Source organism: Actinokineospora xionganensis, assembly GCF_014323725.1.
GTDB classification, from domain to species: Bacteria; Actinomycetota; Actinomycetes; order Mycobacteriales; family Pseudonocardiaceae; genus Actinokineospora; species Actinokineospora xionganensis.
Window position 1 is genome coordinate 190,895 of record NZ_JABVED010000002.1, and the last position, 22,575, is coordinate 213,469.

The 22,575-nt window shown below is 68.5% G+C and carries 20 protein-coding genes; 3 read left to right on the forward strand and 17 right to left on the reverse strand.

Annotation, left to right across the window (positions count from 1 at the left end; genetic code table 11):
• Nucleotides 1-19: 19 nt before the first annotated feature.
• Complete coding sequence (locus GPZ80_RS04450; protein WP_312880108.1) at nt 20-1,036, reverse strand: polyprenyl synthetase family protein; 1,017 nt, start codon at nt 1,034-1,036, stop codon at nt 20-22.
• Between the two features lie 167 nt (nt 1,037-1,203).
• Here GPZ80_RS04450 and GPZ80_RS04455 point away from each other — a divergent pair, with 167 nt between their 5' ends.
• Entirely contained in the window at nt 1,204-2,067 is an 864-nt protein-coding gene (locus tag GPZ80_RS04455) for a hypothetical protein (protein WP_187218467.1), read from the forward strand.
• Between the two features lie 46 nt (nt 2,068-2,113).
• Here GPZ80_RS04455 and nuoN read toward each other — a convergent pair whose 3' ends face one another.
• From nuoN to GPZ80_RS04535, 16 genes are all read right to left on the reverse strand, one after another.
• Nucleotides 2,114-3,697, reverse strand: a complete 1,584-nt coding sequence (nuoN, locus tag GPZ80_RS04460) for an NADH-quinone oxidoreductase subunit NuoN (RefSeq protein WP_187218468.1) — start codon at nt 3,695-3,697, stop codon at nt 2,114-2,116.
• On the reverse strand, nt 3,697-5,346 hold the full coding sequence (locus GPZ80_RS04465) for an NADH-quinone oxidoreductase subunit M (protein WP_187218469.1): 1,650 nt from the start codon (nt 5,344-5,346) through the stop codon (nt 3,697-3,699). The genes nuoN and GPZ80_RS04465 overlap by 1 nt, the downstream gene beginning before the upstream one ends.
• A complete protein-coding gene (nuoL, locus tag GPZ80_RS04470) occupies nt 5,343-7,307 on the reverse strand; it encodes an NADH-quinone oxidoreductase subunit L (RefSeq protein ID WP_187218959.1) in 1,965 nt (654 codons plus the stop codon). Before nuoL ends, GPZ80_RS04465 begins: the two co-directional genes overlap by 4 nt.
• Before the next feature lie 22 nt (nt 7,308-7,329).
• Entirely contained in the window at nt 7,330-7,629 is a 300-nt protein-coding gene (gene nuoK, locus GPZ80_RS04475) for an NADH-quinone oxidoreductase subunit NuoK (RefSeq protein ID WP_187218470.1), read from the reverse strand.
• Complete coding sequence (locus GPZ80_RS04480) at nt 7,626-8,459, reverse strand: NADH-quinone oxidoreductase subunit J (RefSeq protein ID WP_187218471.1); 834 nt, start codon at nt 8,457-8,459, stop codon at nt 7,626-7,628. Before GPZ80_RS04480 ends, nuoK begins: the two co-directional genes overlap by 4 nt.
• Nucleotides 8,456-9,103, reverse strand: a complete 648-nt coding sequence (gene nuoI / locus GPZ80_RS04485) for an NADH-quinone oxidoreductase subunit NuoI (protein WP_312880109.1) — start codon at nt 9,101-9,103, stop codon at nt 8,456-8,458. The genes GPZ80_RS04480 and nuoI overlap by 4 nt, the downstream gene beginning before the upstream one ends.
• On the reverse strand, nt 9,045-10,352 hold the full coding sequence (nuoH, locus tag GPZ80_RS04490; RefSeq protein ID WP_187218472.1) for an NADH-quinone oxidoreductase subunit NuoH: 1,308 nt from the start codon (nt 10,350-10,352) through the stop codon (nt 9,045-9,047). Before nuoH ends, nuoI begins: the two co-directional genes overlap by 59 nt.
• The gene (locus tag GPZ80_RS04495) at nt 10,349-12,793 is read right to left on the reverse strand and encodes an NADH-quinone oxidoreductase subunit G (protein WP_187218473.1); all 2,445 of its coding nucleotides are present in this window, start codon (nt 12,791-12,793) and stop codon (nt 10,349-10,351) included. Before GPZ80_RS04495 ends, nuoH begins: the two co-directional genes overlap by 4 nt.
• The gene (gene nuoF, locus GPZ80_RS04500; protein ID WP_187218474.1) at nt 12,790-14,094 is read right to left on the reverse strand and encodes an NADH-quinone oxidoreductase subunit NuoF; all 1,305 of its coding nucleotides are present in this window, start codon (nt 14,092-14,094) and stop codon (nt 12,790-12,792) included. Before nuoF ends, GPZ80_RS04495 begins: the two co-directional genes overlap by 4 nt.
• Nucleotides 14,091-14,951, reverse strand: coding sequence for an NADH-quinone oxidoreductase subunit NuoE (gene nuoE / locus GPZ80_RS04505; RefSeq protein ID WP_187218475.1), 861 nt, complete (start codon nt 14,949-14,951; stop codon nt 14,091-14,093). The genes nuoF and nuoE overlap by 4 nt, the downstream gene beginning before the upstream one ends.
• Complete coding sequence (locus GPZ80_RS04510; RefSeq protein ID WP_187218476.1) at nt 14,948-16,288, reverse strand: NADH-quinone oxidoreductase subunit D; 1,341 nt, start codon at nt 16,286-16,288, stop codon at nt 14,948-14,950. Before GPZ80_RS04510 ends, nuoE begins: the two co-directional genes overlap by 4 nt.
• Entirely contained in the window at nt 16,285-17,100 is an 816-nt protein-coding gene (locus GPZ80_RS04515; RefSeq protein ID WP_187218477.1) for an NADH-quinone oxidoreductase subunit C, read from the reverse strand. Before GPZ80_RS04515 ends, GPZ80_RS04510 begins: the two co-directional genes overlap by 4 nt.
• A 4-nt stretch (nt 17,101-17,104) precedes the next feature.
• Nucleotides 17,105-17,656, reverse strand: coding sequence for a NuoB/complex I 20 kDa subunit family protein (locus GPZ80_RS04520; RefSeq protein WP_187218478.1), 552 nt, complete (start codon nt 17,654-17,656; stop codon nt 17,105-17,107).
• A gap of 21 nt (nt 17,657-17,677) precedes the next feature.
• A complete protein-coding gene (locus GPZ80_RS04525) occupies nt 17,678-18,076 on the reverse strand; it encodes an NADH-quinone oxidoreductase subunit A (protein ID WP_091382944.1) in 399 nt (132 codons plus the stop codon).
• 295 nt (nt 18,077-18,371) lie between these two features.
• Nucleotides 18,372-19,673, reverse strand: coding sequence for a geranylgeranyl reductase family protein (locus tag GPZ80_RS04530; protein WP_187218479.1), 1,302 nt, complete (start codon nt 19,671-19,673; stop codon nt 18,372-18,374).
• An 88-nt stretch (nt 19,674-19,761) separates the two neighbouring features.
• Nucleotides 19,762-20,955 carry an RNA-guided endonuclease InsQ/TnpB family protein gene (locus GPZ80_RS04535; RefSeq protein WP_187218480.1) on the reverse strand — a complete coding sequence of 398 codons (1,194 nt, stop codon included), beginning with the start codon at nt 20,953-20,955 and terminating at the stop codon, nt 19,762-19,764.
• 129 nt (nt 20,956-21,084) lie between these two features.
• Here GPZ80_RS04535 and GPZ80_RS04540 point away from each other — a divergent pair, with 129 nt between their 5' ends.
• Both GPZ80_RS04540 and GPZ80_RS04545 read left to right on the forward strand, forming a co-directional pair.
• The gene (locus GPZ80_RS04540; protein WP_187218481.1) at nt 21,085-21,780 is read left to right on the forward strand and encodes a DUF4328 domain-containing protein; all 696 of its coding nucleotides are present in this window, start codon (nt 21,085-21,087) and stop codon (nt 21,778-21,780) included.
• A gap of 68 nt (nt 21,781-21,848) precedes the next feature.
• Nucleotides 21,849-22,529 (forward strand): DUF4328 domain-containing protein, encoded by a 681-nt coding sequence (locus GPZ80_RS04545; RefSeq protein WP_187218482.1) that lies wholly within the window; start codon nt 21,849-21,851, stop codon nt 22,527-22,529.
• Nucleotides 22,530-22,575: the final 46 nt, after the last annotated feature.

Below are 22,575 nucleotides of genomic sequence, written 5' to 3' on the forward strand. Positions count from 1 at the left end.
TCGCGTCGCCGGTAGTGCCTTATCGGGTACGGGCGACTACATAACGTGTCAACAGATCCAATGCCTCGCGTGCCGCGCATTCCGGAAGGGACACCAATTCGTTCTTCGCCGAAATTGCGTACTCGTCGAGAGTCTTGCGCGCGCGCTCCAGTCCGGGCGACTTCCGCAGCCGGGTGAGGGCGTCCTCGACGCCGTCGTCGTCGGTGATCGGGCCGGCGAGCAGCTCGGTGAGCCGGGGGTCTCCGCCATCGTCGATGGCGTAGAGCATCGGGAGCGTCAGCACGCCTTCGCGCAGGTCGGTTCCGGGCGTCTTGCCGGACTCGGCGGCGGGCGAGGCGATGTCGATGACGTCGTCGGAGAGCTGGAACGCGGCGCCGATGATCTCGCCGTACTTGAACAGCGCCTCGGTCTGCTCTGGGGTTGCGCCGGAGAACATCGCGCCGTAGCGGCCCGCGGTGGCGATCAGGGAGCCGGTCTTCTGGCCGATCACCGACAGGTAGTGCTCGATCGGGTCGCTGTCGCGGGGGCCGACGGTCTCGCGCAGCTGGCCGGTGACCAGCTCGCGCATGGTCTCGGCGATGATCCGGGTCGCGGCGGCGCCGAGGTCGGCGACGAGCATCGACGCGTGGGCGAAGAGGAAATCGCCGGTCAGGATGGCGATCGAGTTGTCCCACCGGGCGTTGGCGCTCGCGTCGCCGCGGCGCATGGTGGCCTCGTCCATGACGTCGTCGTGGTACAGCGTGGCCAGGTGGACCAGCTCCACCGCGGCGGCGGAGGCGATGACCTGCTCCGTGTTGCCGTCGTTGAACTGCGCGCACAACAGGGTGAAGAGCGGCCGAAAACGCTTGCCGCCCGCCTTCACCAGGTGCAGCGCGGCCTGGTCGACGAAATCGACGTCGCTGCGCACGACGGAGCGCAGCAGCTCCTCGACCGTCGCCAGTCCGGTGACGACGGCGTCGACGAGCGCCGGGTCGGCGTTGTCGAGTCCCAGCGACGCGGGCACCTCGGAAATGGCCGAGTTCTCGGTGTCAGTCACTCGCGGCGCTCCTGATCAGCGTGGTTGGTGAAAATGAGCCTACTTGGCGGTTGAACTTCCACGTCAGGCAATGGGCGTGACTCACGCAACGTTCCCGCTTGAGTAGTAGTCCGGATTCTCGATCGGGGTTCGATGAGTCAGGATCACCCGTGCGAACCTAGGTGAACGTGACTGTGCGGCTTGCGGCTGTGGTGCTCTTCCTCGCTCTGCGGCTGTCCGCGGACGGCTGGTTGCTCGTGATTTACCTGTTCACGGTCATCGGACCGGTCCTCACGCTGGCGCCTCTGTTCTTCGCCATCAGGACCGCGAAGCGGGGAACGCTGCCGAGCGACCTCGCGGCTCCGTTCGTGGCGGCGGCCGTGTCCCTGGTCGGCGCCGGGCTGCTTGTGGCCGACTACGGCGACACGCCCACCGCCAGGATTCCCGTGCTCGGCTCGACGAGGGTTGGCTCGGACAGCGCGCTGATGGCCCTGGACGCGGTGGGCTGGCTGTTCGTGCTCGGCTTCATCGGTTCGGTGGTGTGGATCTTCGTGGCGGTGCGCATGGCCGGGCCGCCCGCGCCGACCCGCAAGGGCGTCGTGATCGGCGCGAGCGTCGCGGTGGCCCTCGTCGCCGTCGTGGTCGTCCCGATCGTCACCAAGGCGCCCTCGAACGCGGGTGACGGGGAATTGGCCGGGCGGATGGTGCGCGAGGCAGTTCAGGCCGAAGACGCCACCGCCACCTGGGAGACCTGCGACAACTACCAGGGCGCCCAGTACGTGGTCTCCATGGCCGTCTACTGGACCTTGGCCGACATCGAACTTCAGTTGGGCGACCGGGTCCAGGCCGCTCGGTGGGACAGCACCAAGGACTGGGAGTCCTCGCACGCGACAACCCTCGGCGGGCACGAGGTGGTGGCGCGTCGGGCCACGATCGGTCGGGCCACGGTCGGCACGACGTCGCAGGTGGAGGTCAAGAGCACCTGTGTCGCGGTCGGCGAGGGTCGGGCCAGGGAACTGGAAATCGAACTCCCGGCGAAGCTGGGCACATGAGAAACGGGGCCCCGCGAACATCGCGAGGCCCCGTTTCACCGACCGTCTAGCGGATGGCGAACACTCCGCCCGCGGCCCAGTCGAGGGCGAAGGCGGGGGCGATGCCGAGCAGCAGCGTCACTACGACGCTGAGGGTGATGGCGGCCGTGGTGAACGCGCCCGGGACCGTGACGGTGGGGCCGTCGGCGGCGGGCTCGCTGAAGTACATCAGCACGATCACCCGCAGGTAGAAGAACGCCGCGACCGCCGAGGCGACCAGGGCGATGACGACCAGCGGCGCCATGCCGTCGGCCAGGGCGGCCTCGAACACGACGAACTTGCCGACGAACCCGCTGGTCAGCGGGATTCCGGCGAGCGCCAACAGGATGAAGGTGAACACGCCCGCCACCAGCGGCGAGCGCTTCGCCAGTCCCGCCCACTGCGACAGGTGCGTCGCCTCGCCCGAGGAGTCGCGGACCAGGCTGATCACGCCGAACGCGGCCAGCGTGGTGAAGCCGTAGGTCAGCAGGTAGAACAGCGTCGCCGACAGGCCCTTCTCGGTCAGTGCGATGGCGCCGACGAGCAGGAAGCCCGCGTGGGCGACCGAGGAGTAGGCGATCATCCGCTTGACGTCGGTCTGGGTCAGGCCGAGGACCGCACCGATGATCATCGAGACGATGGCGACGCCCCACAGGACGCTGCGCCATTCCCAGCTGGTGGCCTCGAACGCGACCTGCAGGACGCGCAGGATGCCGCCGAACGCGGCGACCTTGGTGCAGGCGGCCATGAACGCGGTGACCGGGGTCGGCGCGCCCTGGTAGACGTCCGGGGTCCAGGTGTGGAACGGGCCGACGGAGGCCTTGAACAGCAGGCCGACGATCAGCAGCGCCATACCGGCGAACAACAGCGTGTCGGAGCGGTCCGTGCCGGCCGCCGCGGCCGCGATGTCGGAGAGGCGAACCGAGCCGGCGTAGCCGTAGAGCAGGGCCAGGCCGTAGAGGAAGAACGCCGAGGCGAACGCGCCGAGCAGGAAGTACTTGACCGCCGCTTCCTGCGAGAGCAGGCGACGACGGCGGGCGAGGCCGCACATCAGGTACAGCGGCAGTGACAGCACTTCCAGTGCGATGAACATCGTCAGCAGGTCGTTGGCCGAGCAGAAGATCATCATGCCGCCGAGCGCGAACAGCGTCAGCGGGAAGACCTCGGTCTGCATGCCGGTCGCGGTGACCTGGGCCCTGTCCTGGAGGGTGCCGGGGCGGATCGCCGCGGTGGCGACGAACGCGCCGCCGGGCTCGACGGAGCGGTCGGCGATCAGCAGCACCGCGCCGAACGACAGCGCCAGCAGCGTGCCCCAGAGGAACAGCGCGGGCCGGTCGACGGCGAGCGTGCCGAACATGGCCAGCTCACCGGCCGCGGGAGCGTCGGTCAGGTAGAACGCGAGTTGGAGTCCCGCGCCCACCACCGCCAGCAGCGTGAGCACGACCTGCGCGGGCCAGCGCTGGTGGCGGGGCAGGAACGCCTCGAACAGCACACCCACGCAGGCCGCGCCGAGCACGATCAGGATCGGCCAGATCGCGGTGAGCGGCGGCGCCTCCACCTTGGGGGTGGGGGGCAACGGCTGGTCCTGGGCGAGCAGCAGGACCGTCGACATCACTGACACTGCAGTTGCCTCTCTGCGGGAACCGGGTCGACCAGGGCCGCTTCGCACATCGTGGCGTCCACTGTGGGAGTCACGACGTCGAGAACCGGCTTCGGGTACACGCCCAGGCCGATGATCAGCAGGAGCAGCGGTGCGAGCACCAGCTTCTCCCGGCCGTTCAGGTCGAAGATCGCCTTGTGCGCGCTGACCTCGGGTTCGAGTTTGACCTTCACCGCGCCGGGTCCGCCGGAGGTCGCGTCCACCGGCGCGTCGATGGGCGGTTCCTGGGTGACCAAGGCGTTGCCGCGCAGCGGACCGGTCATGATCCGCTGGTAGAGCCACAGCACGTAGATGGCCGCGAGGACCATGCCGGTGGTGGCGATGATGGTGAACACGGGCTGGTTCGGGAACGAGCCGATGAGGACCAGGAACTCGCTGATGAACGAGTTCGTGCCCGGCAGCGACAGCGTGCTCAGACCCGCGATCAGCAGCATGCCCGCGAGCACCGGGGTCAGCTTCGACATGCCGCCGTAGTCGGCGATGCGGGTCGAGCCGCCGCGGGAGATCACCATGCCGATGACCAGGATCAGCATCCCCGTGGCGATGCTGTGGTTGAGCATGTAGGTCACCGAACCGGCCATGGCCTGCGAGCTGAACGCGAAGATGCCCAGCGCGATGAACCCGAAGTGGGCGATCGAGACGTAGGCGACGAACCGCTTCATGTCGGTCTGTCCGGAGGCCAGCATCGCGCCGTAGATGATGCCCGCGACCGCGAGGACCAGCACGTAGGGCGCCAGTTCCTTGCTCGCGTCGGGGAACATCGGCAGCAGGTAGCGCAGGAAGCCGAAGGTGCCGACCTTGTCGAGCACACCGACCAGCAGCACACCGACGACGATCGGCGCCTCCGCGGTGGCGTCCGGCAGCCAGGTGTGGAACGGCACCAGCGGCGCCTTGAAGGCGAACGCGGCGAAGAAGCCGAGGAACAGCCAGATCTGCGTGCTCAGTGGCGCGTCGGACACGACCCCGACCAGCGTCTGCCAGTCGAAGGTGCCCTTGCCCAACTCGTCGCCCGCCATGACGTAGCAGGCGATCACGGAGGCCAGCATGATCAGGCCGCCGAGGAACGAGTACAGGAAGAACTTCACCGCCGCGTACTGCCTGCGGGCGCCGCCGTAGGAGCCGATCAGGAAGTACATCGGGATCAGCATGATCTCGAAGAGCACGTAGAACAGGAACACGTCGGTCGCGGCGAACACGCCGATGGTGAGTGCCTGCTCCAGCAGGATCAGCGCGAAGAACCCGCCCGCGGTGCGGCCCTCGGGCAGCTTGTCGGCCCAGCCCGCGCCGATCACGATCGGGGTCAGCACGGCGATGGTCGCGATCATCACGAGCGCGATGCCGTCGACGCCGAAGGAGATGTGCACGCCGAAGGACGGGATCCAGTCGAAGGAGAACGACTGCTGCAGCCGCGCCCCGCTCGCCTCGAACTTGCCCCACGCGCACGCGGCCATGGCCAGCTCGCCGATGGAGAAGACGAGCGCGGCCTGCTTTGCCAGGCGGTCGTTCTTGCGCAGGGCCATGACCACTCCCGCGCCGACGAGCGGCAACAGGAGTAGAACGGCCATGACCCAGGAGCCGTCGCCGGAGACGGTCGGACTCATGCGAACCTCACCATCAAGAACGCGGCGATCACCAGGATCGACCCTCCGAGCATGGATAGGGCGTAGGAGCGGACGAAGCCGGTCTGGGTGCGCCGCAGGCGACCCGAGCTACCGCCCAGACCCGCCGCGAGACCGTTGACCAGGCCGTCCACACCCCGGTTGTCGACGAAGACCAGCGCCCGGGTGAGCCAGATGCCCGGCCGACCGAACAGCGCCTCGTTGAGGTGGTTGCCGTACAGGTCGGCGCGCGCGGCGCGGACCGGGAACGACACCCGCACCGGCCGGGTGACCGGCTGCTCGCGGCGACCGAAGATCAGGTACGCGATGAGCGCGCCGAGGAAGGACAGCGCCACCGTGAGGACCGCGATCAGGCCGTGCGACAGCGGCCCGTGCGTCTCAAGCGTCGCGCCGACGGTCGGTTCGAGCCAGCCCGCGAGCCGGTCGCCGAGGGCGAGGAACGCGCCCGCGCCGATCGAGCCGACGGCCAGCACGATCATCGGGATCGTCATGCTCGCCGGCGACTCGTGCGGGTGGTAGTCGCGGCCGTCCTCGGACTTGAGGTTCTCGTAGCGCGGCTTGCCCAGGAACACCAGGATCAGCAGGCGCGTCATGTAGAACGCGGTGATCCCGGCGCCGAGCAGGGCCACGCCGCCGAAGACCCAGCCGCGCCAGCCGGTTTCGCCGAAGGCCGCCGCGATGATCGCGTCCTTGGAGAAATAGCCCGACAGGAACGGGAAGCCGATCAGCGCGAGGTAGCCCAGGGTCCAGGTGATGAAGGTGACCGGCATCTTGCGCGCCAGCCCGCCCATGCGGCGGATGTCGCCCTCGTCGTTCATGCCGTGCATGACCGAACCAGCCCCGAGGAACAGCCCGGCCTTGAAGAAGCCGTGCGTGAGCAGGTGCATGATGCCCAGGGCGTACCCGGCCGGGCCGAGGCCCACAGCCAGGATCATGTAGCCGATCTGGCTGACCGTGGAGTACGCGAGGACCTTCTTGAAGTCGTCGTACGCGCAGCCGATGACGCACCCGATGATCAGCGTGAGCGCACCGATGATCATCACCGCGAAGCGCGCGTCCGCGGCCTGAGGCAGCGAGTAGATCGGGCTGGAGCGGGCGATCAGGTAGACGCCCGCGGTCACCATCGTCGCCGCGTGGATCAGGGCCGAGACGGGGGTCGGACCGGCCATCGCGTCCGGAAGCCAGGCCTGCAGCGGGAACTGGCCCGACTTGCCGCACGCGCCGAGCAGGAGCAGCAGGCCGATCGCGACGACGGTCGCGGTGGACTGGTCGCCGATCTTGTCGAACACCACGTCGAACTGGGTGCTGCCCATGGTCTTGAACATCAGGAAGATCGCCAGGGCCAGGCCGACGTCACCGACCCGGTTCATGATGAACGCCTTCTTCGCCGCCGTGGCCGCGAAGTCCTTGCCCTGGTACCAGCCGATGAGCAGGTAGGAGGCGAGACCGACGCCCTCCCAGCCGAAGTAGAGCGTCACGAACGAGTTGCCCAGGACCAGCAGCAGCATCGCCGCGATGAACAGGTTCAGATACCCAAAAAATCGACGCCGACCGGCGTCATCATGCATGTAGCCGATCGAGTAGATGTGGATCAGCGAGCCCACACCGGTGATCAGCAGCACGAAGGTCAGCGACAGCGGGTCGAGGCGCAGCCCGAAGTCGATCTGCAGCGCGCCGACGTTGATCCACTCGAACAGGCTCAGGTTCTGCAGCCGGTCGTCCGCGGCGAGCGACGTGCTGCCGAAGAAGAGGACCAGGCCGTAGACGAAGGCCGCGATGACCGTGGCGCTGCCGAGCAGGTGGCCCCACTTGTCGGTGCGGCGGCCGCCGAGCAGCAGCACGGCCGCGCCGAAGGCGGGCAGCAGGAGCAGCAGCCAGGCGGCGCTCGCCGCGCCGCTCGCCTGCTGTACCACTGTGTCTAGCCCCCCGGTAGCGAGGCTCATTTTTCCCGACACCGAGTTCTCCCTAGTACTTCAGCAGGTTGGAGTCGTCGACCGAGGCGGTGCGGCGGGTGCGGAAGATCGACATGATGATCGCCAGACCCACCACCACCTCGGCGGCGGCCACGACCATCACGAAGAACGCCATCACCTGGCCGGACAGGTCGCCGTTGATCCGCGCGAACGTCACCAGCGTCAGGTTCACGGCGTTGAGCATCAACTCGATGCACATGAACACGACGATGGCGTTGCGGCGCACCAGGACGCCGACCGCGCCGATGGTGAACAGCAGCGCCGACAGCAGCAAGTAGTAAGTCGGGGTCATGACCCGTCCTCCTTACCGGGAGCGAGCGCGCGGGCGTCGGGCTCGGGCAGCGTGCCCGCGACGGCCTTGCGATCCCGCTCGAGCTTCTGCGACGCGGTGGCCTCGATGAGCCGCGAGAGCGACTCCGGGGCGACCGAGCCGTCGGGCAGCAGCGCCGGGGTGGCCACCGAGTTCGCCGTGGCGAACACGCCGGGGCCGGGCAGCGGCGAAGGCCGGTCGTGCTCGCCGCGGAAGCGGGCCTCGACCAGTTCCTTCTGCGTCTTGCGGCCCTTCTGGTGCCGGTCGACGTAGCCCAGGATCATCGCGCCGACGGCGGCGGTGATCAGCAGCGCCGAGGTCAACTCGAAGGGGAAGAGGTAGTCGGTGAAGATCAGGCGGCCGATGTTGGCGACGTTGCCGTCACCGCCGTTGGCCTGTTCGCCCGTGAGCCCCATGATCGTGACCTCGTTGAGCGACCGCGCGATCGCGGCCACGATCAGCACCGCGAGGCCGACGCCGAGGACGCCCGCCCACAGCCGCTGGCCGCGCAGCACTTCGACGACGGAGTCCGAGGAGTCACGGCCGACGAGCATCAGCACGAACAGGAACAGCATCATGATCGCGCCGGTGTAGACGATGATCTGCACGAAGCCTAGGAACGGCGCCTGCTGGACCATGTACAGCGCGCCCAGGCTCAGCATCGTCAGCACCAGGAACAGCGCCGAGTGCACCGCGTTGCGGGCGAAGATCATGCCGAGCCCGCCCGCCAGGGCTAGCGGGCCGAGCACCCAGAAGGTGATCGCCTCACCGGTGGACACGGTCTGCTGGACCGCGAGGAGCGTCGCGCTCACTTGAGTTCCTCCCCGACGGAGTCCGGGTAGCCGTGCTTGCGCGCCAGGAACGGAGCGTTGACGTAGTAGTCCTGCTCGTTGTCGCCCAGGCGCATCGGGTGCGGCGGCTGCTCCATGCCCGGCAGCAGCGGCGCGAGCAGCTGCTCCTTGGTGTAGATCAGCCGCTGCCGGTCGTCGTCGGCCAGCTCGAAGTCGTTGAGCATGGTCAGCGACCGGGTCGGGCAGGCCTCGATGCACAGGCCGCAGCCGATGCAGCGCAGGTAGTTGATCTGGTAGTCGGCGCCGTAGCGCTCACCCGGCGAGTAGCGCTCGTCGTCGGTGTTGTCGCCGCCCTCGACGAAGATCGCGTCGGCCGGACACGCCCAGGCGCACAGCTCGCAGCCGACGCACTTCTCCAGGCCGTCCGGGTGCCGGTTGAGCTGGTGGCGGCCGTGGTAGCGCGGTGCGGTGCCGGGGAAGTTCTCCGGGTACTCCTCGGTGACGACCTTCTTGAACATCGTCGAGAAGGTCACCCCGAAGCCCTTGAGGGGATCGAAGACGCTCATGTCAGCTCCTCGTGACCGTTGCGTGGGTTGACGAAGACGCTCACTGTGTCTCCACCGCGCCAGACTCCTTGTCACCCGCGGCGACCGCTGCGGGCTCACGCCGCGAGCGACGCACCCGGGCGGGCTTCGCGTTCTTGTCCGGCACCCGCAGATCCAGCGGCGGGATCGGGTAGCCGCCGCCGGTGACCGGCACGCGGTTGTCGTCCAGCTCCACCTTGCGCTCGGGCAGCAGGAAGCTGAGGCCGATGAGCAGCACCAGCACCACACCGCCCGCGATCAGGATCGTCGGCGCGGAGATGGCCTCCTCGTTGCGGAAGGCCCGCAGCGCGACGACCAGGACGATCCAGACCAGGTTGGCCGGGACGAGGATCTTCCAGCCCAGGCGCATGAACTGGTCGTAGCGCATGCGGGGCAGCGTGCCGCGCAGCCAGATGAAGGCGAAGAGGAACAGCCACACCTTGCCGAGGAACCACAGCAGCGGCCACCAGCCGGAGTTGAACATGTTGTCGTTGATGAGCGACAACGGCCACGGCGCCATGTACCCGCCGAGGAACAGCGTGGTCGCCATCGCGGAGACGATGACCATGTTGACGTACTCGGCGAGGAAGAACAGGGCGAACTTCATCGAGCTGTACTCGGTGTGGAAGCCGCCGACCAGCTCGGACTCGGCCTCGGGGAGGTCGAACGGAGCCCGGTTGGTCTCACCGACCATGGAGATGATGAAGATCAGGAAGCTTGGGATCAGCAGGTAGAAGTACCAGCCGGTCTGCTGTGCGTCGACGATGTCGCCGGTGGACAGCGACCCGGTGTAGAGGATGACGGCGACGATCGAGAGGCCGAGCGCGATCTCGTAGGAGATCACCTGCGCGGCCGACCGGAGACCACCGAGCAGCGGGTACGGCGAGCCGGAGGCCCAGCCCGCGAGCACGATGCCGTAGACACCCATCGACGAGCAGGCCAGCACGACCAGCACACCGACCGGCAGGTCGATCAGCTGCAGCACGGTCCGCTCACCGAAGATGGAGACCTCGGGGCCGAACGGGATCACCGAGAGCGCCAGGAACGCGGGGATCGTCGCGATGACCGGCGCGAGGAAGTAGACCTTCCGGTCGGCCGTGTCCGGGATGATCTGTTCCTTGAACGGCAGCTTGATCGCGTCCGCGAGGGACTGGAACCAGCCGTTCGGTCCGACCCGGTTGGGGCCGGGCCGCTGCTGCATCCTGGCGACGATCTTGCGTTCCAGGATGATCATCGCGGTGGTGGCGATCGCGCCGAAGCCGAGCAGCACCACACACTTGATCGCGATCAGCCAGATCGGGTCGTCGGCGAGCAGTTGCGCCCGGTTCATGAGTTGCCTCCAGGTTCCACGGTCACCACGGAGCCGTGGCCCGCGCCCAGGACCCGGCGGGTGGCCGAGTCGCCGGAGTTGCCCGGCAGCCAGACCACGCCGTCGGGCAGGTCGGCGACCTGGACCGGCACAGTGATCGCGCCGCGGTCGGTCGCGACCTTGGCGGTGCCGGTCACGGCGATACCGAGGTCGGTGGCGGTCTTGAGGGACAGGCGCGCGAACACCGGTCGGGCGGTGCCCGCCAGGTGCGGCTCGTCGTCCTGCATCGACCCGTTGTCCAGCAGCATCCGCCAGGTCGCCAGCACCGTGCCGGTCGCGGCCGCAGCCGCCTGCACGTCCGGCGCGATGGCCGTGCGGGGCACGACCGGCAGCCGGGCCAGGTCGGCCGCGGCGGCGGCCGGGGTCTGGGTGAACAGGTCGACGTCCATCTCCACGGCGAGCGAGTCGAGGACTCGGCCATCGGGCATGGCGCCGGTGCCTTCGAGGGTGTTGCCGAACTCGCGGCGGCGACCCTCCCAGTTGAGGTAGCTGCCGGACTTCTCCACCGCGGGGGCGATCGGCAGCACCACGTCGGCGTGCGCGGTGACCGCGCTGTGCCGCAGTTCGAGGCTGACGATGAAGCCCGCGGCGGTCAGTGCCCGCTCGGCGAGCGCCGGGTCGGTCAGGTCGAACGGGTCAACACCGCCGACGACGAGACCGTCGACGCGGCCGTCCGCGGCGGCGGCGAGGATGCCGTCGGTGTCGCGGCCGGGGGCGGCGGGCAGCGAGCCGGGCTTGAGGCCCCACGCCTGCTCGACGTCGACTCGGGCGGAGATGTCGGTGACCAGGCGGCCACCGGGCAGCAGCGTCGGCGCGGCGCCCGCGTCGAGCGCCCCGCGCTCACCCGCGCGGCGAGGGATCCACGCGACCTTGGCTCCGGTGGAGTTCGCCAGCCGCAGCACCGCGCTGAACAGGCCGGGGACCTGCGCGGCGCGTTCGCCGACGAGGATCACCGCGCCTTCGGCACCAAGGGCTTCGGTGACGTCCGGGGCGTGCGTGGCCAGGCCGTCGAGCGCGCCGGGCTCGGCACCGGGCTTGCAGGCCAGGAGCGTGCCCTGGGTCTTCTCGACGCTGGGGCTCGTCCACTGTCCGACGTGGAAGACCTTGGTCTTGTGCTTGCGGGCCGCCTTGCGCAGCCGCAGGAACACGATCGGCGCTTCCTCTTCTGGCTCGAACGCCACGCACAGCACGGCGGGGGCGTTCTCGATGCCCTTGAAGGTGACTCCGGTTTCCGGGGTCGTGCCGACCACGGTCGAAGCGAGGAAGTCGAGTTCCTCGGCCGAGTGGGGGCGGGCGCGGAAGTCGATGTCGTTGGTGCGCAGGGCTATGCGGGCGAACTTGGCGTAGGCGTAGGCGTCCTCGACGGTCAGCCGACCGCCCGCGAGCACCGCGGCGCCCTTGCCGTCACGCGCCTTCGCCAGGCCAACGGCTGCGACCTGCAGCGCCTCGGTCCAGCTCGACTCGACCAGTTCGCCGGTCTTCGCGTCGCGCACGAGCGGCCGGGTGATCCGGTCGCTCGCGGTGGCGTAGCGGAAGGCGAAGCGGCCCTTGTCGCAGATCCACTCCTCGTTGACCTCGGGGTCGTCGCCCGCCAGCTTGCGCATGACCTTGCCGCGCCGCCAGTCGGTGCGCTCGTCGCAGCCCGACGAGCAGTGCTCGCACACGCTCGGGGTCGAGACCAGGTCGAACGGGCGGGAGCGGAACCGGTACGCGGCGCTGGTCAGCGCGCCCACCGGGCAGATCTGGATGGTGTTGCCGGAGAAGTAGCTCTGGAAGGGCTTCTCCTCGGCGATACCGATCTGCTGCTGCGCTCCGCGTTCGAGCAGTTCGATGAACGGGTCGCCCGCGATCTGCGCGGAGAACCGGGTGCAGCGCTGGCAGAGCACGCAGCGTTCGCGGTCGAGCAGCACCTGGGTGCTGATCGGAATCGGCTTGGGGAAGGTCCGCTTGGTCTCGACGAAGCGCGAGTCCGTGCGGCCGTTCGACATGGCCTGGTTCTGCAGGGGGCATTCGCCGCCCTTGTCGCAGATCGGGCAGTCGAGCGGGTGGTTGATGAGCAGCAGCTCCATCACGCCCTGCTGCGCCTTGTCGGCGACCGGCGAGGTGAGCTGGGTCTTGACGACCATGTCGTCGCCGACGGTCATCGTGCAGGAGGCCTGGGGCTTGGGCATGGGGCGCCCGCCCATCTCGACCTCGACCAGGCACTGGCGGCACGCGCCCGCCGGTTCGAGCAGCGGGTGGTCGCAGAACCGCGGGATCTGGATGCCGAGCCGCTCGGCGGTGCGGATGATCAGCTCGCCCTTGGGCGCGATCACCTCGGCGCCGTCGATGGTCAGCCGCACGTGTCCCTCGGGAACGGGCGGCTTCTCGACGTCAGTGGGGTTCTCGGGCGCGATGGTCATGACTGCGCTCCTGCCAGTGCGTGCGCGCCGACCCTGTTCTTCTCGCACAGGGCCAGGAATTCGTCGCGGAAGTACTTGATGCCGCTGGTGATCGGGCTGACCGCGCCGTCGCCGAGCGCGCAGAACGAGCGGCCGAGGATGTTGTCGCAGATGTCGAGCAGCGTGTCGATGTCCGCGGGGGTGCCGTGGCCTTCGACCATGCGCTGCAGGATGCCCGCGAGCCAGTACGTGCCCTCGCGGCACGGGGTGCACTTGCCGCAGGACTCGTGCTCGTAGAACTCGGTCCACTTCATGACCGCCCACGGCACGGACACGGTCTCGTTGAAGACCATGACCGCGGTGGTGCCGAGCATGGATCCGGCTTCCGCCGCGCCTTCGAAGTCCAGGGGGACGTCGAGGTGTTCGGCGGTGAACATCGGTGTGGACGAGCCACCCGGGGTCCAGAACTTCAGCGGGACGCCGTCTTTCATGCCGCCCGCGAGTTCGAGCAGTTCCCGCAGGGTCGTGCCGAGCGGGGCCTCGTACTGGCCGGGCTGCTCGACGTGGCCGGAGATCGAGTAGATCTTCGGGCCGGGCGACTTCGCGGTGCCCATGGTGCGGAACCAGTCGGAGCCGCCGTTGACGATGAACGGCACGCTGGCGATGGTCTCGACGTTGTTGACCGTGGTCGGCGCGGCGTAGAGACCGGCCGCGGCGGGGAACGGCGGCTTGAGTCGCGGCTGGCCTCGGCGGCCTTCCAGCGAGTCGAGCAGCGCGGTCTCCTCGCCGCAGATGTAGGCGCCCGCACCGGCGTGGACGGTGATCTCCAGGTCGAACCCGGAGCCGAGGATGTCCTTGCCCAGGTACCCGGCGGCGTGTGCCTCGCGGACCGCCGCGTTGAGCCTGCGGATGCAGTGCAGGGCCTCGCCGCGCACGTAGATGAAGCAGTGGTGCGACCGCATCGCGTACGAGGCGATGACACAGCCCTCGATCAGCGAGTGCGGGTCGGCCATCATCAGCGGGATGTCCTTGCAAGTTCCCGGTTCGCCTTCGTCGGCGTTGATGACGAGGTAGTGCGGCTTGTCCTCGTTCTGCGGCATGAACGACCACTTGATGCCCGCGGGGAAGCCCGCGCCGCCGCGGCCGCGCAGACCGGAGTCCTTCACCAGCTGCACGAGCTGTTCCGGTGTGCCCTTGAGCGCCTTGCGCAGCGCGGTGTAGCCCTCGAGCTGCTCGTAGGTCTTGATCGACCAGGACTGCGGGGACAGCCAGCGCTTGGTCAGCACGGGGGTGACCGGCGCGGGCTTGTTGGGAGTAGTCACTTCTTCTCGACCTCCGGCAGCGCGACATCGGTCATCGCGGGAGCGGTCCAGCCGCGGTCCTCGGCGAGCTTGGCCCCGCGCAGCGTCTCCACCGCGGCGGACGGGCCGTCCACAGTGGAGCGGTAGTCGACCTCGTCCTCGGGCCAGAACCCGGCGAGCTCCAGCTCCGCGGTGCGGAAGTCGCGCAGCGGCGCGCCCCGCGTCGGCTGGGGCTTCTCCCCCGCGCGCAGCGCGTCGACGAGCGCGACGGCCGACTCGGGGGTCTGGTTGTCGAAGAACTCGTAGTTGACCTGCAGCACCGGGCCCAGGTCGCAGGCCGCGAGACACTCGGCGTGCTCCAGGGTGATCGAGCCCGGCGCACCCGGCTCGCCCACGGTCTCGTTGTGGCCCAAGCGCTTGCCGCCCTCACCGAGGTGCTCACCGAGCGCCTTGTAGATGGCGTCGCCGCCGAGCACCGCGCACAAGGTGTTGGTGCACACCGAAACCAGGTGCTCACCGCAGGTCTTGCGCTTGTACATGGTGTAGAAGGTCGCGACCGCGCTGACCTCGGCCGCGCTCAGGTCGAGCTGGGCGGCGCAGAACTGGATGCCCGACTGGCTGACCTTCCCCTCGACTGACTGCACGAGGTGCAGCATCGGCAGCAGCGCCGAACGCGACTGCGGGTAGCGCGCGACGATCTCCTGCGCCTTGGTGACGATGTCCTCGCCGAAGATGCTCAAGTCCGCGGAGGACTCCTCGACGAGATGCCCCGCCGGAACCGGAGAGATACCGGTGACGTCGACGTCGGGCACCGTCTCCTGGTGCGTCGTGCCGGCTCCGAGACTGGAGCCGCCGTAGGTCTGACCGGTGCTGCTCATCGGTCGCAACCTCCCATCACGGGGTCGATCGAGGCGACGGCGGCGATCACGTCGGCGACCATGCCGCCCTCGGACATCGCGGGCATCGACTGCAGGTTGATGAAGCTTGGTTCGCGCACGTGCACGCGCATCGGGCGGGTGCCGCCGTCGGAGACGAGGTGGTAGCCCAGCTCGCCGCGCGGGGACTCGACCGGCACGTACACCTGGCCCGCGGGCACCTTGAAGCCCTCGGTGACCAGCTTGAAGTGATGGATCAGCGACTCCATGGACTGCCCCATGATCTTGCGGACGTGCTCCAGGGAGTTGCCCATGCCGTCGGCGCCGATGCTCAGCTTCGCGGGCCAGGCGATCTTCTGGTCGGCGACCATGACCGGGCCCGGCTCGAGCTTGTCGAGGCACTGGCGCACGATCTTGAGCGACTGGTGGATCTCCTCGACGCGCAGCAGGTACCGGGCGAAGGCGTCGGCGGCGTTCGAGGTCGGGACCTCGAAGTCGTACTCCTCGTAGCCCAGGTACGGCTCGGTCTTGCGCAGGTCCCAGGCCAGGCCCGCGGACCGCAGGATCGGGCCGGTGATGCCGAGCGCGAGGCACGCGTCGACCGGGAGGTACCCGATGCCGACGAGCCGGTTGCGCCAGATCGGCTGACCGGTCAGCAGCTTGTCGTAGTCCGGCAGGCGCGAGTCCATCACCTTGAGGAAGTCGCTGACCTTCTGGTGATAGTCCGCCGGGAGGTCCTGCGCGAGACCGCCGGGCCGGATGAACGCGTGGTTCATCCGCAGGCCGGTGAGGTGCTCCAGCAGGTGCAGGACTTCCTCGCGCTCACGGAAGCCCGCGGTCATCGCGGTCAGCGAGCCGAGCTCCATGCCACCGGTGGCCAGCGCGACCAGGTGCGAGCTGATGCGGTTGAGCTCCAGCAGCATCACCCGGGCGACCTGGGCGCGACGCGGCGCCTCGACGCCGAGCAGCTTCTCGATCGCCAGGCAGTACGCGGCCTCGTTGGACAGCGGCGCCAGGTAGTCCATGCGCGTCACGAAGGTGACGCCCTGGGTCCAGGTGCGGTACTCGCAGTTCTTCTCGATGCCGGTGTGGAGGTAGCCGACGACCGAGCGGGCCTGGGTGACCGTCTCGCCCTCGAGTTCGAGCACCAGGCGGAGCACGCCGTGGGTCGAGGGGTGCTGCGGGCCCAGGTTGATGACGATGCGCTCGTCGTGGATGGCGTCGTCCAGGATCTCGTCCCAGTCGCCACCCGTGACGGTGTAGACGCGACCCTCGGTCGTGTCGCGCTCGTCCGCATAGTCAACAGAGTGTGGATGCGAGTTGTTCGGCTGTGTGGTCACGAGTAAGACCTCCGCTGGTCGGGCGGGGGGATCTCCGCGCCCTTGTACTCCACCGGGATCCCGCCGAGCGGGTAGTCCTTGCGCTGGGGGTGGCCATCCCAGTCGTCCGGCATGAGGATCCGGGTCAGCGCGGGGTGTCCGTCATAGACGATCCCGAACATGTCCCAGGCCTCGCGCTCCTGCCAGTCGGCGGTCGGGTAGACCTCGACGACCGACGGGATGTGCGCGTCGGTGACGTCGACCGCGACCTCCAGCCGGATGCGGCGGCGGAACGTCATCGACGTCAGGTGGTAGACGGAGTGCAGCCGCTGCGGGATGTCGACCCCGTAGTCCACACCGGACACCGAGCTGCACAGCTCGAAGCGCAGGGCGGGCTCGTCGCGCAGGGTCCAGCAGAGCGCGACCAGGTCTTCGCGGCGGACGTAGAAGGTGATCTCGCCGCGGTCGACGGTGACCTGCTGGATCGCCTCGGCCGGGATCTCCCGGCGGGCCATGGCCGCGCGCAGGTCGTCGGTCAGCTCGTCGAACCAGCCGCCGTACGGACGCTCGGCCGGGGCCGGGGCGTACGCGGGCAGGCTCAGACCGCCGAAGCCGGTGGTGTCGCCGGTGCCCGCGACGTTGAACATGCCCTTGCGGGTGCGGCCCAGGACGACGGGCTCAGCGGGGACGGGCGCCTGGTGCTCGGCGGGACGGGCCAGGTCCTTCTCAGGCTCCTGGCCGGGCTCGGGCCGAGCGGCGCTCGAGTACTCGGTGCCAGGGGCGCGCCCGCTGTCCTCGGTGGGCTCGTCGCCGGTGGTGGGGGTGTCAGTCATGGCTCTACTTCTTCTTCGCGTACTTGATCGAAGACGCGATCAGCTCGGTGCGCTCACCACTGGCGGCGCGGATCGCGGCGCGGGTGGCGTTGATCGGCTCGTCCTGGATCTTGGCGTGCAGCTTGAGGATCGCGTCGAGCAGCATCTCCGGGCGCGGCGGGCAGCCGGGCAGGTACATGTCGACCGGCACGATGTGGTCGACGCCCTGCACCACGGCGTAGTTGTTGAACATGCCGCCCGACGAGGCGCACACGCCCATCGCCAGCACCCAGCGCGGCTCGGCCATCTGGTCGTAGATCTGCCGCAGGACCGGGGCCATCTTGTTGGTGACCCGGCCGGCGACGATCATCAGGTCGGCCTGGCGCGGGGAGGCGCGGAAGGCCTCCATGCCGAAGCGGGCGATGTCGTAGCGCGGACCGCCGGTGGTCATCATCTCGATGGCACAGCAGGCCAGTCCGAACGTGGCAGGCCACAGCGAGTTCTTGCGTCCCCAGTTCACCAGCTTTTCCAGGCTGGCCAACATGATTCCGTTGGGGAGCTTCTCTTCGATACCCATGACGTCTGCCTCCTTCCCCCGTCAGTTCCAGTCGAGGCCGCCGCGACGCCAGACATAGGCGTACGCGAAGCCGACCGTTGCGATGAACAAGAAGATCTCCACCAGGCCGAACAGGCCGAGGGCGTCCGCTGAGACCGCGAACGGGTAGAGGAACACCATTTCGATGTCGAACAGGATGAAGAGCATCGCCGTGAGGTAGTAGGCGACCGGCACGCGGCCACCGCCCGCGACCGGCTGCGGCGATGGCTCGATGCCGCACTCGTAGGCCTCGAACTTCGCCCGGTTGTAGCGACTCGGGCCCAGGAGCGGGCCCAGCAACGCCGAGAACACCGCGAAGCCCGCCGCCAGGACGAACATCACGACCAAGGGGAAGTAGATCCCCAAGCCTGACGACACATCCGCTGACTGTGCTTGGAGCATCGACACCGCCGCTGTCCTTTCCCGCCGCCTACGGCCGGAACCCTATGGGTCCTCGGTCACACCCGAGCTGGTTAGGATGACCTAACTAATTCGGGTGTAGTTTGTGAAAACATTCACAAGCCAAACCGCTCGGATGTGAAGGGCTTCACAACATATCGGCGCCAGTCTAGGACCTGGCTCACAACGCGAAACGCGGCCCCCTCGGCAACTCTCCGTGAACGAGTGATGTCCACAACAGAGTCATCGAGAGGGCCGCGACCTGCGCTAACGCGGTGCTAGCGCCTGCGAACAGAAGTTACTTGACAGTAGGTGCCAGCCGAGTCGCCGCGGTGATCACGCGGTCGAAAGCGTCGCCGTCCTTCTGGTCGTAAAGGCCCGCGAGCAGCTTCAGAACGAGCTTCATGAGGGTCTCGCGGGGCATTCCGTATTTGGTGGCCGTCCGCATGACCACCGGATTTCCGATCAGCTTGGAGAAGACGTTGCCGAGCCGGTAGTAGCTGCCCAGCGACTGCCGCAGCGCCAGCGGATACCCGGCCAGCGCGCGCTCGCGAGCCGGTCCCTCCCCACGGGCCATCGCCTGGACGACGCACTCGGCGGCCAGCCGGGCGGACTCCATCGCGTAGCCGATGCCCTCGCCGTTGAACGGGTTGACCATGCCGCCCGCGTCGCCGACGAGCAGCAGGCCGTCGCGGTAGTGCGGGGTCCGGTTGAAGCCCATGGGCAGGCCGGCGCCGCCGATCTTGCCCAGCGCGTTGTGCTCGCGGAAGCCCCACTCCTCGGGGGTGCCATCGAGCCAGGAGCGCATGAGCTTGCGGTAGTCGGTCTTGCCGTAGGCCTTCGACGTGGAGAGCATGCCGAGCCCGACGTTGACCGTGCCGTCGCCCATGCCGAAGATCCAGCCATAGCCGGGCAGCAGGACGGGGTTGGCCGGGTCGGACTTGTCCCACAGCTCCAGGTGCGACTCCAGGTAGTCGTCCTTGCTGCGGGGGCTGGCGTAGTAGCGGCGGACCGCGACGCCCATCGGCCGGTCGTCGATCTTCTCCATGCCCAGCGAGAGCGCGAGCCGGGCGGAGACGCCGTCGCAGGCCAGGATGATCGGCGCGCGGTAGGTGACCGGGGTCTTGTCGGGGCCCGCCTTCGCTGTGACGCCGACGACCCGGCCGGTGCGCTCGTCGGTGACCGCGCCGATCACGGTCGTCTGCTCCGCGAGCCGGGCGCCCGCGCGCTGGGCGGTGCGGGCGAGCATCTCGTCGAAGTCCTGGCGGGTGCGGACCACGCCGTAGGGCGGGAAGGAAGCCAGGTCCGGCCAGTCGAGTTCGAGGGTCACCCCGCCGCCGACCACGCGCAGGCCCTTGTTGTGCAGCCAGCCCGCTTCCTCGCGGGTGTCGATCCCCAGGTCGATGAGCTGCTTGACCCCGCGCGGGGTCAGCCCGTCGCCGCAGACCTTCTCGCGGGGGAAGGTGCTCTTCTCCAGGAGCAACACATCCAGCCCCGCGCGCGCCAGGTAGGTCGCGGCGGTGGAACCGGCCGGGCCGGCGCCCACCACGATGACCTCGGCGTCCTCGCCCGCCTTGCGGCGACTGATCGAAGTGCTCATGACGCTCCTTGAGAAAGCTTTCACATACGCCACCGAGTCTAGAGTTGACATCCTCCCCCAAGCCGAAGGCGGGGGATTCCAACAGCGATTACCTCACCATGAGGAGGTCGCGTTGAGGTTCACGGTTCGCAGGCTCACCCAACGGCAGGCCTCCCCGTGCAGCCACGGCATGCCCTGCCGCGAATCGAATATTAAGGGCCGCGTTCACGTCCGCGTTGCAAGCGAAACCACAGGACCGGCACCGGAAGACGGCTTGGCTCTCGCGCGCCCCCCGAACCACAACCCCACACGCCGAACAACGCTGACTGGTGAACCGCGGATCGACCTTCACCACCCGGCCCGGAGCCTTCTGCCCCAAGCGGGCCGCGAGCAGGCCCCACCCGTTGGCGAGGATTCCCCGGTTCAGCCCGGCCTTCTGCCGCACACCCCGACCGGGGGTGTCGATAGTGCCCTTCGCCGACCGGGTCATGTTGCTGATCTTGAGGTCTTCGACCGCGATCAGATCGAACTGCCGGGCCAAGCGGGTGCTGGTCTTCTCCACCCAGTCCTTGCGCCGGTCGGTCTCGCGGGCCTTGAGCTTCGCGATCGCCGTCTTGACCTTGCCGCGCCGGTTGGAGCCGCGTTGTGCCCGGGCGAGCTTGCGCTGCAGCCGCAGCAGGCGGGCCTGCTCGGTTCCGCGAAGGGCGGGCGCTTTCAGCAGTTCACCGGTGGACAGCGCGGCCGACACCACCACACCCCGGTCCACACCCACCACCGCACCGGTGCCCGGCCCTGCGATGGGCTCGGGCACCACAGCGAACGCCAGATGCCAACGACCGGCACGATCCCGAGTGATCCGGTAGGACTTCACACCGTCGACCACGGCACGCGACCAGCGGAACCGCACCCAGCCGACCTTGGGCACCTTGACCTCGCCGACATGGCGGGACACTCGACGAACGTCGCCCGGACCGACCGTCACGATCCGAAAACCCTCGATCTGTCCGCGGCGGCGCCAGGTCGGTCGCCGGTGGGTCCGGCGGAAGAAGCTGGCCATCGCCTGGGCGAAATCCTTCAACGCCTGCTGCTGCACCATCACCGACCCCGCCGCCAACCACGGGTTCTCCGCCCGCGCCTGCGTCAACTGGCGACACTGCGCGATGTACCCCGGTGCCGCCTTGCGTCCCAACCGCCAGTGGGCGTGTTGCTCCACCGCGAGGTTCCACACGAACCGGGCATGCCCACAATGCTCCAACAACAGCCGCTCCTGGGCGGGCGTCGGCTGCAGACGGAACCTGGACATGCCGATCAACCTACTGATCAGCACCGACAGAAACGGGATCGCATGGCCCACGCGTCGACTGAGGTGTGAAACAGTTCGCCCGCCGTGTCCGATGTCTCGCGGCACGTCGACGACGCTCCTGGGGGAGTAATGACCGCACCGAACGCTGCCGTCCTGCTGGGTGAGCAACGTCGCTATCTGCTCGTCCGACCGACTGGTCTCGCGGGCTATCTCGCCGTCGTCCTGATCGCGCTGGCCGTCGCCACCGGGTTGGTGACGGCGTGGTCGGCGTGGAACAGCTACTACGTCTTCGAACAGTTCGAGCAGGGCAGCGCGACGGTCGGGCCCGATGAGGTCGTCGCCGCCGAGGACCTGTGGATCTCCCTGGTCGTCACCGATTACCTCGTGTTCGTGCTCGCGGGAATCGCGTTCATCACGTGGCTGTACCAGGTCCGCCGCAACGCCGAGATCTTCTGCGACGCGCCCCATCGCCGCTCCGGTCGGTTGGTCGGCTGGAGCTGGGTCGTCCCGATCGTCAATTTCTGGTACCCGTTCCAGGTGGTCATGGACATCTGGAAGGCCAGTGACCCGGCCACCCCGCGCAGGCTGGATTCCTTGCGCACGGTGCAGGCAAGCCCTCTACTCGGCCTGTGGTGGGGGTTCTGGTTGGCGTCCTACGCCGTCAGCACACTCGGCGCGCTGGTCCCCACGAGGACCCCGCTGGACGAACTGCTGGCGGGCGCGGTCGTGATCACCGCGGCCGAGATGCTCACGGCCGTCGCGGGTGTGCTGATCATCCTCTGTACCCATCGGATTATCCGCTGGCAGGCACAGCCTCGCGTCTGACATCGTGCATACGCGCCACTGACTGGGGAACCATGACCGCACCAGCTGTAGACCCGTACCTCTACCGAATGTTGAGACCCGTGGCCGGGCTGGGCGCCGTCTCCGCCGTCCTCATCGCGATCACCGCCACGCTCGGCGTCGTGTCGGCATGGTCCACTTGGAATATCTATTTCCTGCTCGAGCGATTCTTCGACGATGATTTGACGGTCGGCGCGGCCGACCTGCTCGCGGCGAAAGACACCCTCTTCGCGGTCGCGTGGAGCCGCGGCGGCGCGCTCGTCGTCACCGCTGTCGTGTTCGTCGTCTGGCTGCGCCGGGCACGGCTCAACTCCGAGACCATCTGCGAAGTGGCCCACCGGCGCTCCCGCGGCTGGGTCGTGGGGTCGTGGGTCTGCCCGGTCGTCAACCTGTGGTTCCCCTACCAGGTGGTCAGCGACGTCTGGAAAGCGAGCAACCCGGACACGCCGCGGCGGCTCGAGACGCTCCAGGCCGAGCGGATGGCGCCACTGCGGTTCGTCTCGGGCAGCAGGCACCTGGGGCTCTGGTGGGGCTGCTGGGTGGCCGCTTTCGTGATCCAACAGGTCGCGGCGGTGGTCACCTACGAGGACAAGCCGACAATGGAGATGACCCTGGTGGCGACGATCGCCGATACCCTGACGATGTTCTTGCTGGCCGTGTCCGGAGTGCTCATCATCCTGGCCGTGCGGCAGATCACCCGCTGGCAGTCGCCGCCGCGGGGAGTGTCATGACCGGAACACAGCCTCGCCGATATCTCTCCCTTCGGCCGGTAGGCAG

What these genes read in the sequence shown, in the direction of transcription:
- GPZ80_RS04520 (WP_187218478.1), bottom strand. Translation starts at nt 17,656, where the DNA reads ATGGGTATCGAAGAGAAGCTCCCCAACGGAATCATGTTGGCCAGCCTG.
- GPZ80_RS04530 (WP_187218479.1), bottom strand. Translation starts at nt 19,673, where the DNA reads ATGAGCACTTCGATCAGTCGCCGCAAGGCGGGCGAGGACGCCGAGGTC.
- nuoH (WP_187218472.1), bottom strand. Translation starts at nt 10,352, where the DNA reads ATGAACCGGGCGCAACTGCTCGCCGACGACCCGATCTGGCTGATCGCG.
- nuoK (WP_187218470.1), bottom strand. Translation starts at nt 7,629, where the DNA reads ATGACCCCGACTTACTACTTGCTGCTGTCGGCGCTGCTGTTCACCATC.
- nuoN (WP_187218468.1), bottom strand. Translation starts at nt 3,697, where the DNA reads ATGTCGACGGTCCTGCTGCTCGCCCAGGACCAGCCGTTGCCCCCCACC.
- GPZ80_RS04515 (WP_187218477.1), bottom strand. Translation starts at nt 17,100, where the DNA reads ATGACTGACACCCCCACCACCGGCGACGAGCCCACCGAGGACAGCGGG.
- GPZ80_RS04545 (WP_187218482.1), top strand. Translation starts at nt 21,849, where the DNA reads ATGTTGAGACCCGTGGCCGGGCTGGGCGCCGTCTCCGCCGTCCTCATC.
- nuoL (WP_187218959.1), bottom strand. Translation starts at nt 7,307, where the DNA reads ATGAGCCTCGCTACCGGGGGGCTAGACACAGTGGTACAGCAGGCGAGC.
- GPZ80_RS04465 (WP_187218469.1), bottom strand. Translation starts at nt 5,346, where the DNA reads ATGAGTCCGACCGTCTCCGGCGACGGCTCCTGGGTCATGGCCGTTCTA.
- GPZ80_RS04525 (WP_091382944.1), bottom strand. Translation starts at nt 18,076, where the DNA reads ATGCTCCAAGCACAGTCAGCGGATGTGTCGTCAGGCTTGGGGATCTAC.
- GPZ80_RS04540 (WP_187218481.1), top strand. Translation starts at nt 21,085, where the DNA reads ATGACCGCACCGAACGCTGCCGTCCTGCTGGGTGAGCAACGTCGCTAT.
- GPZ80_RS04535 (WP_187218480.1), bottom strand. Translation starts at nt 20,955, where the DNA reads ATGTCCAGGTTCCGTCTGCAGCCGACGCCCGCCCAGGAGCGGCTGTTG.
- GPZ80_RS04495 (WP_187218473.1), bottom strand. Translation starts at nt 12,793, where the DNA reads ATGACCATCGCGCCCGAGAACCCCACTGACGTCGAGAAGCCGCCCGTT.
- nuoE (WP_187218475.1), bottom strand. Translation starts at nt 14,951, where the DNA reads ATGAGCAGCACCGGTCAGACCTACGGCGGCTCCAGTCTCGGAGCCGGC.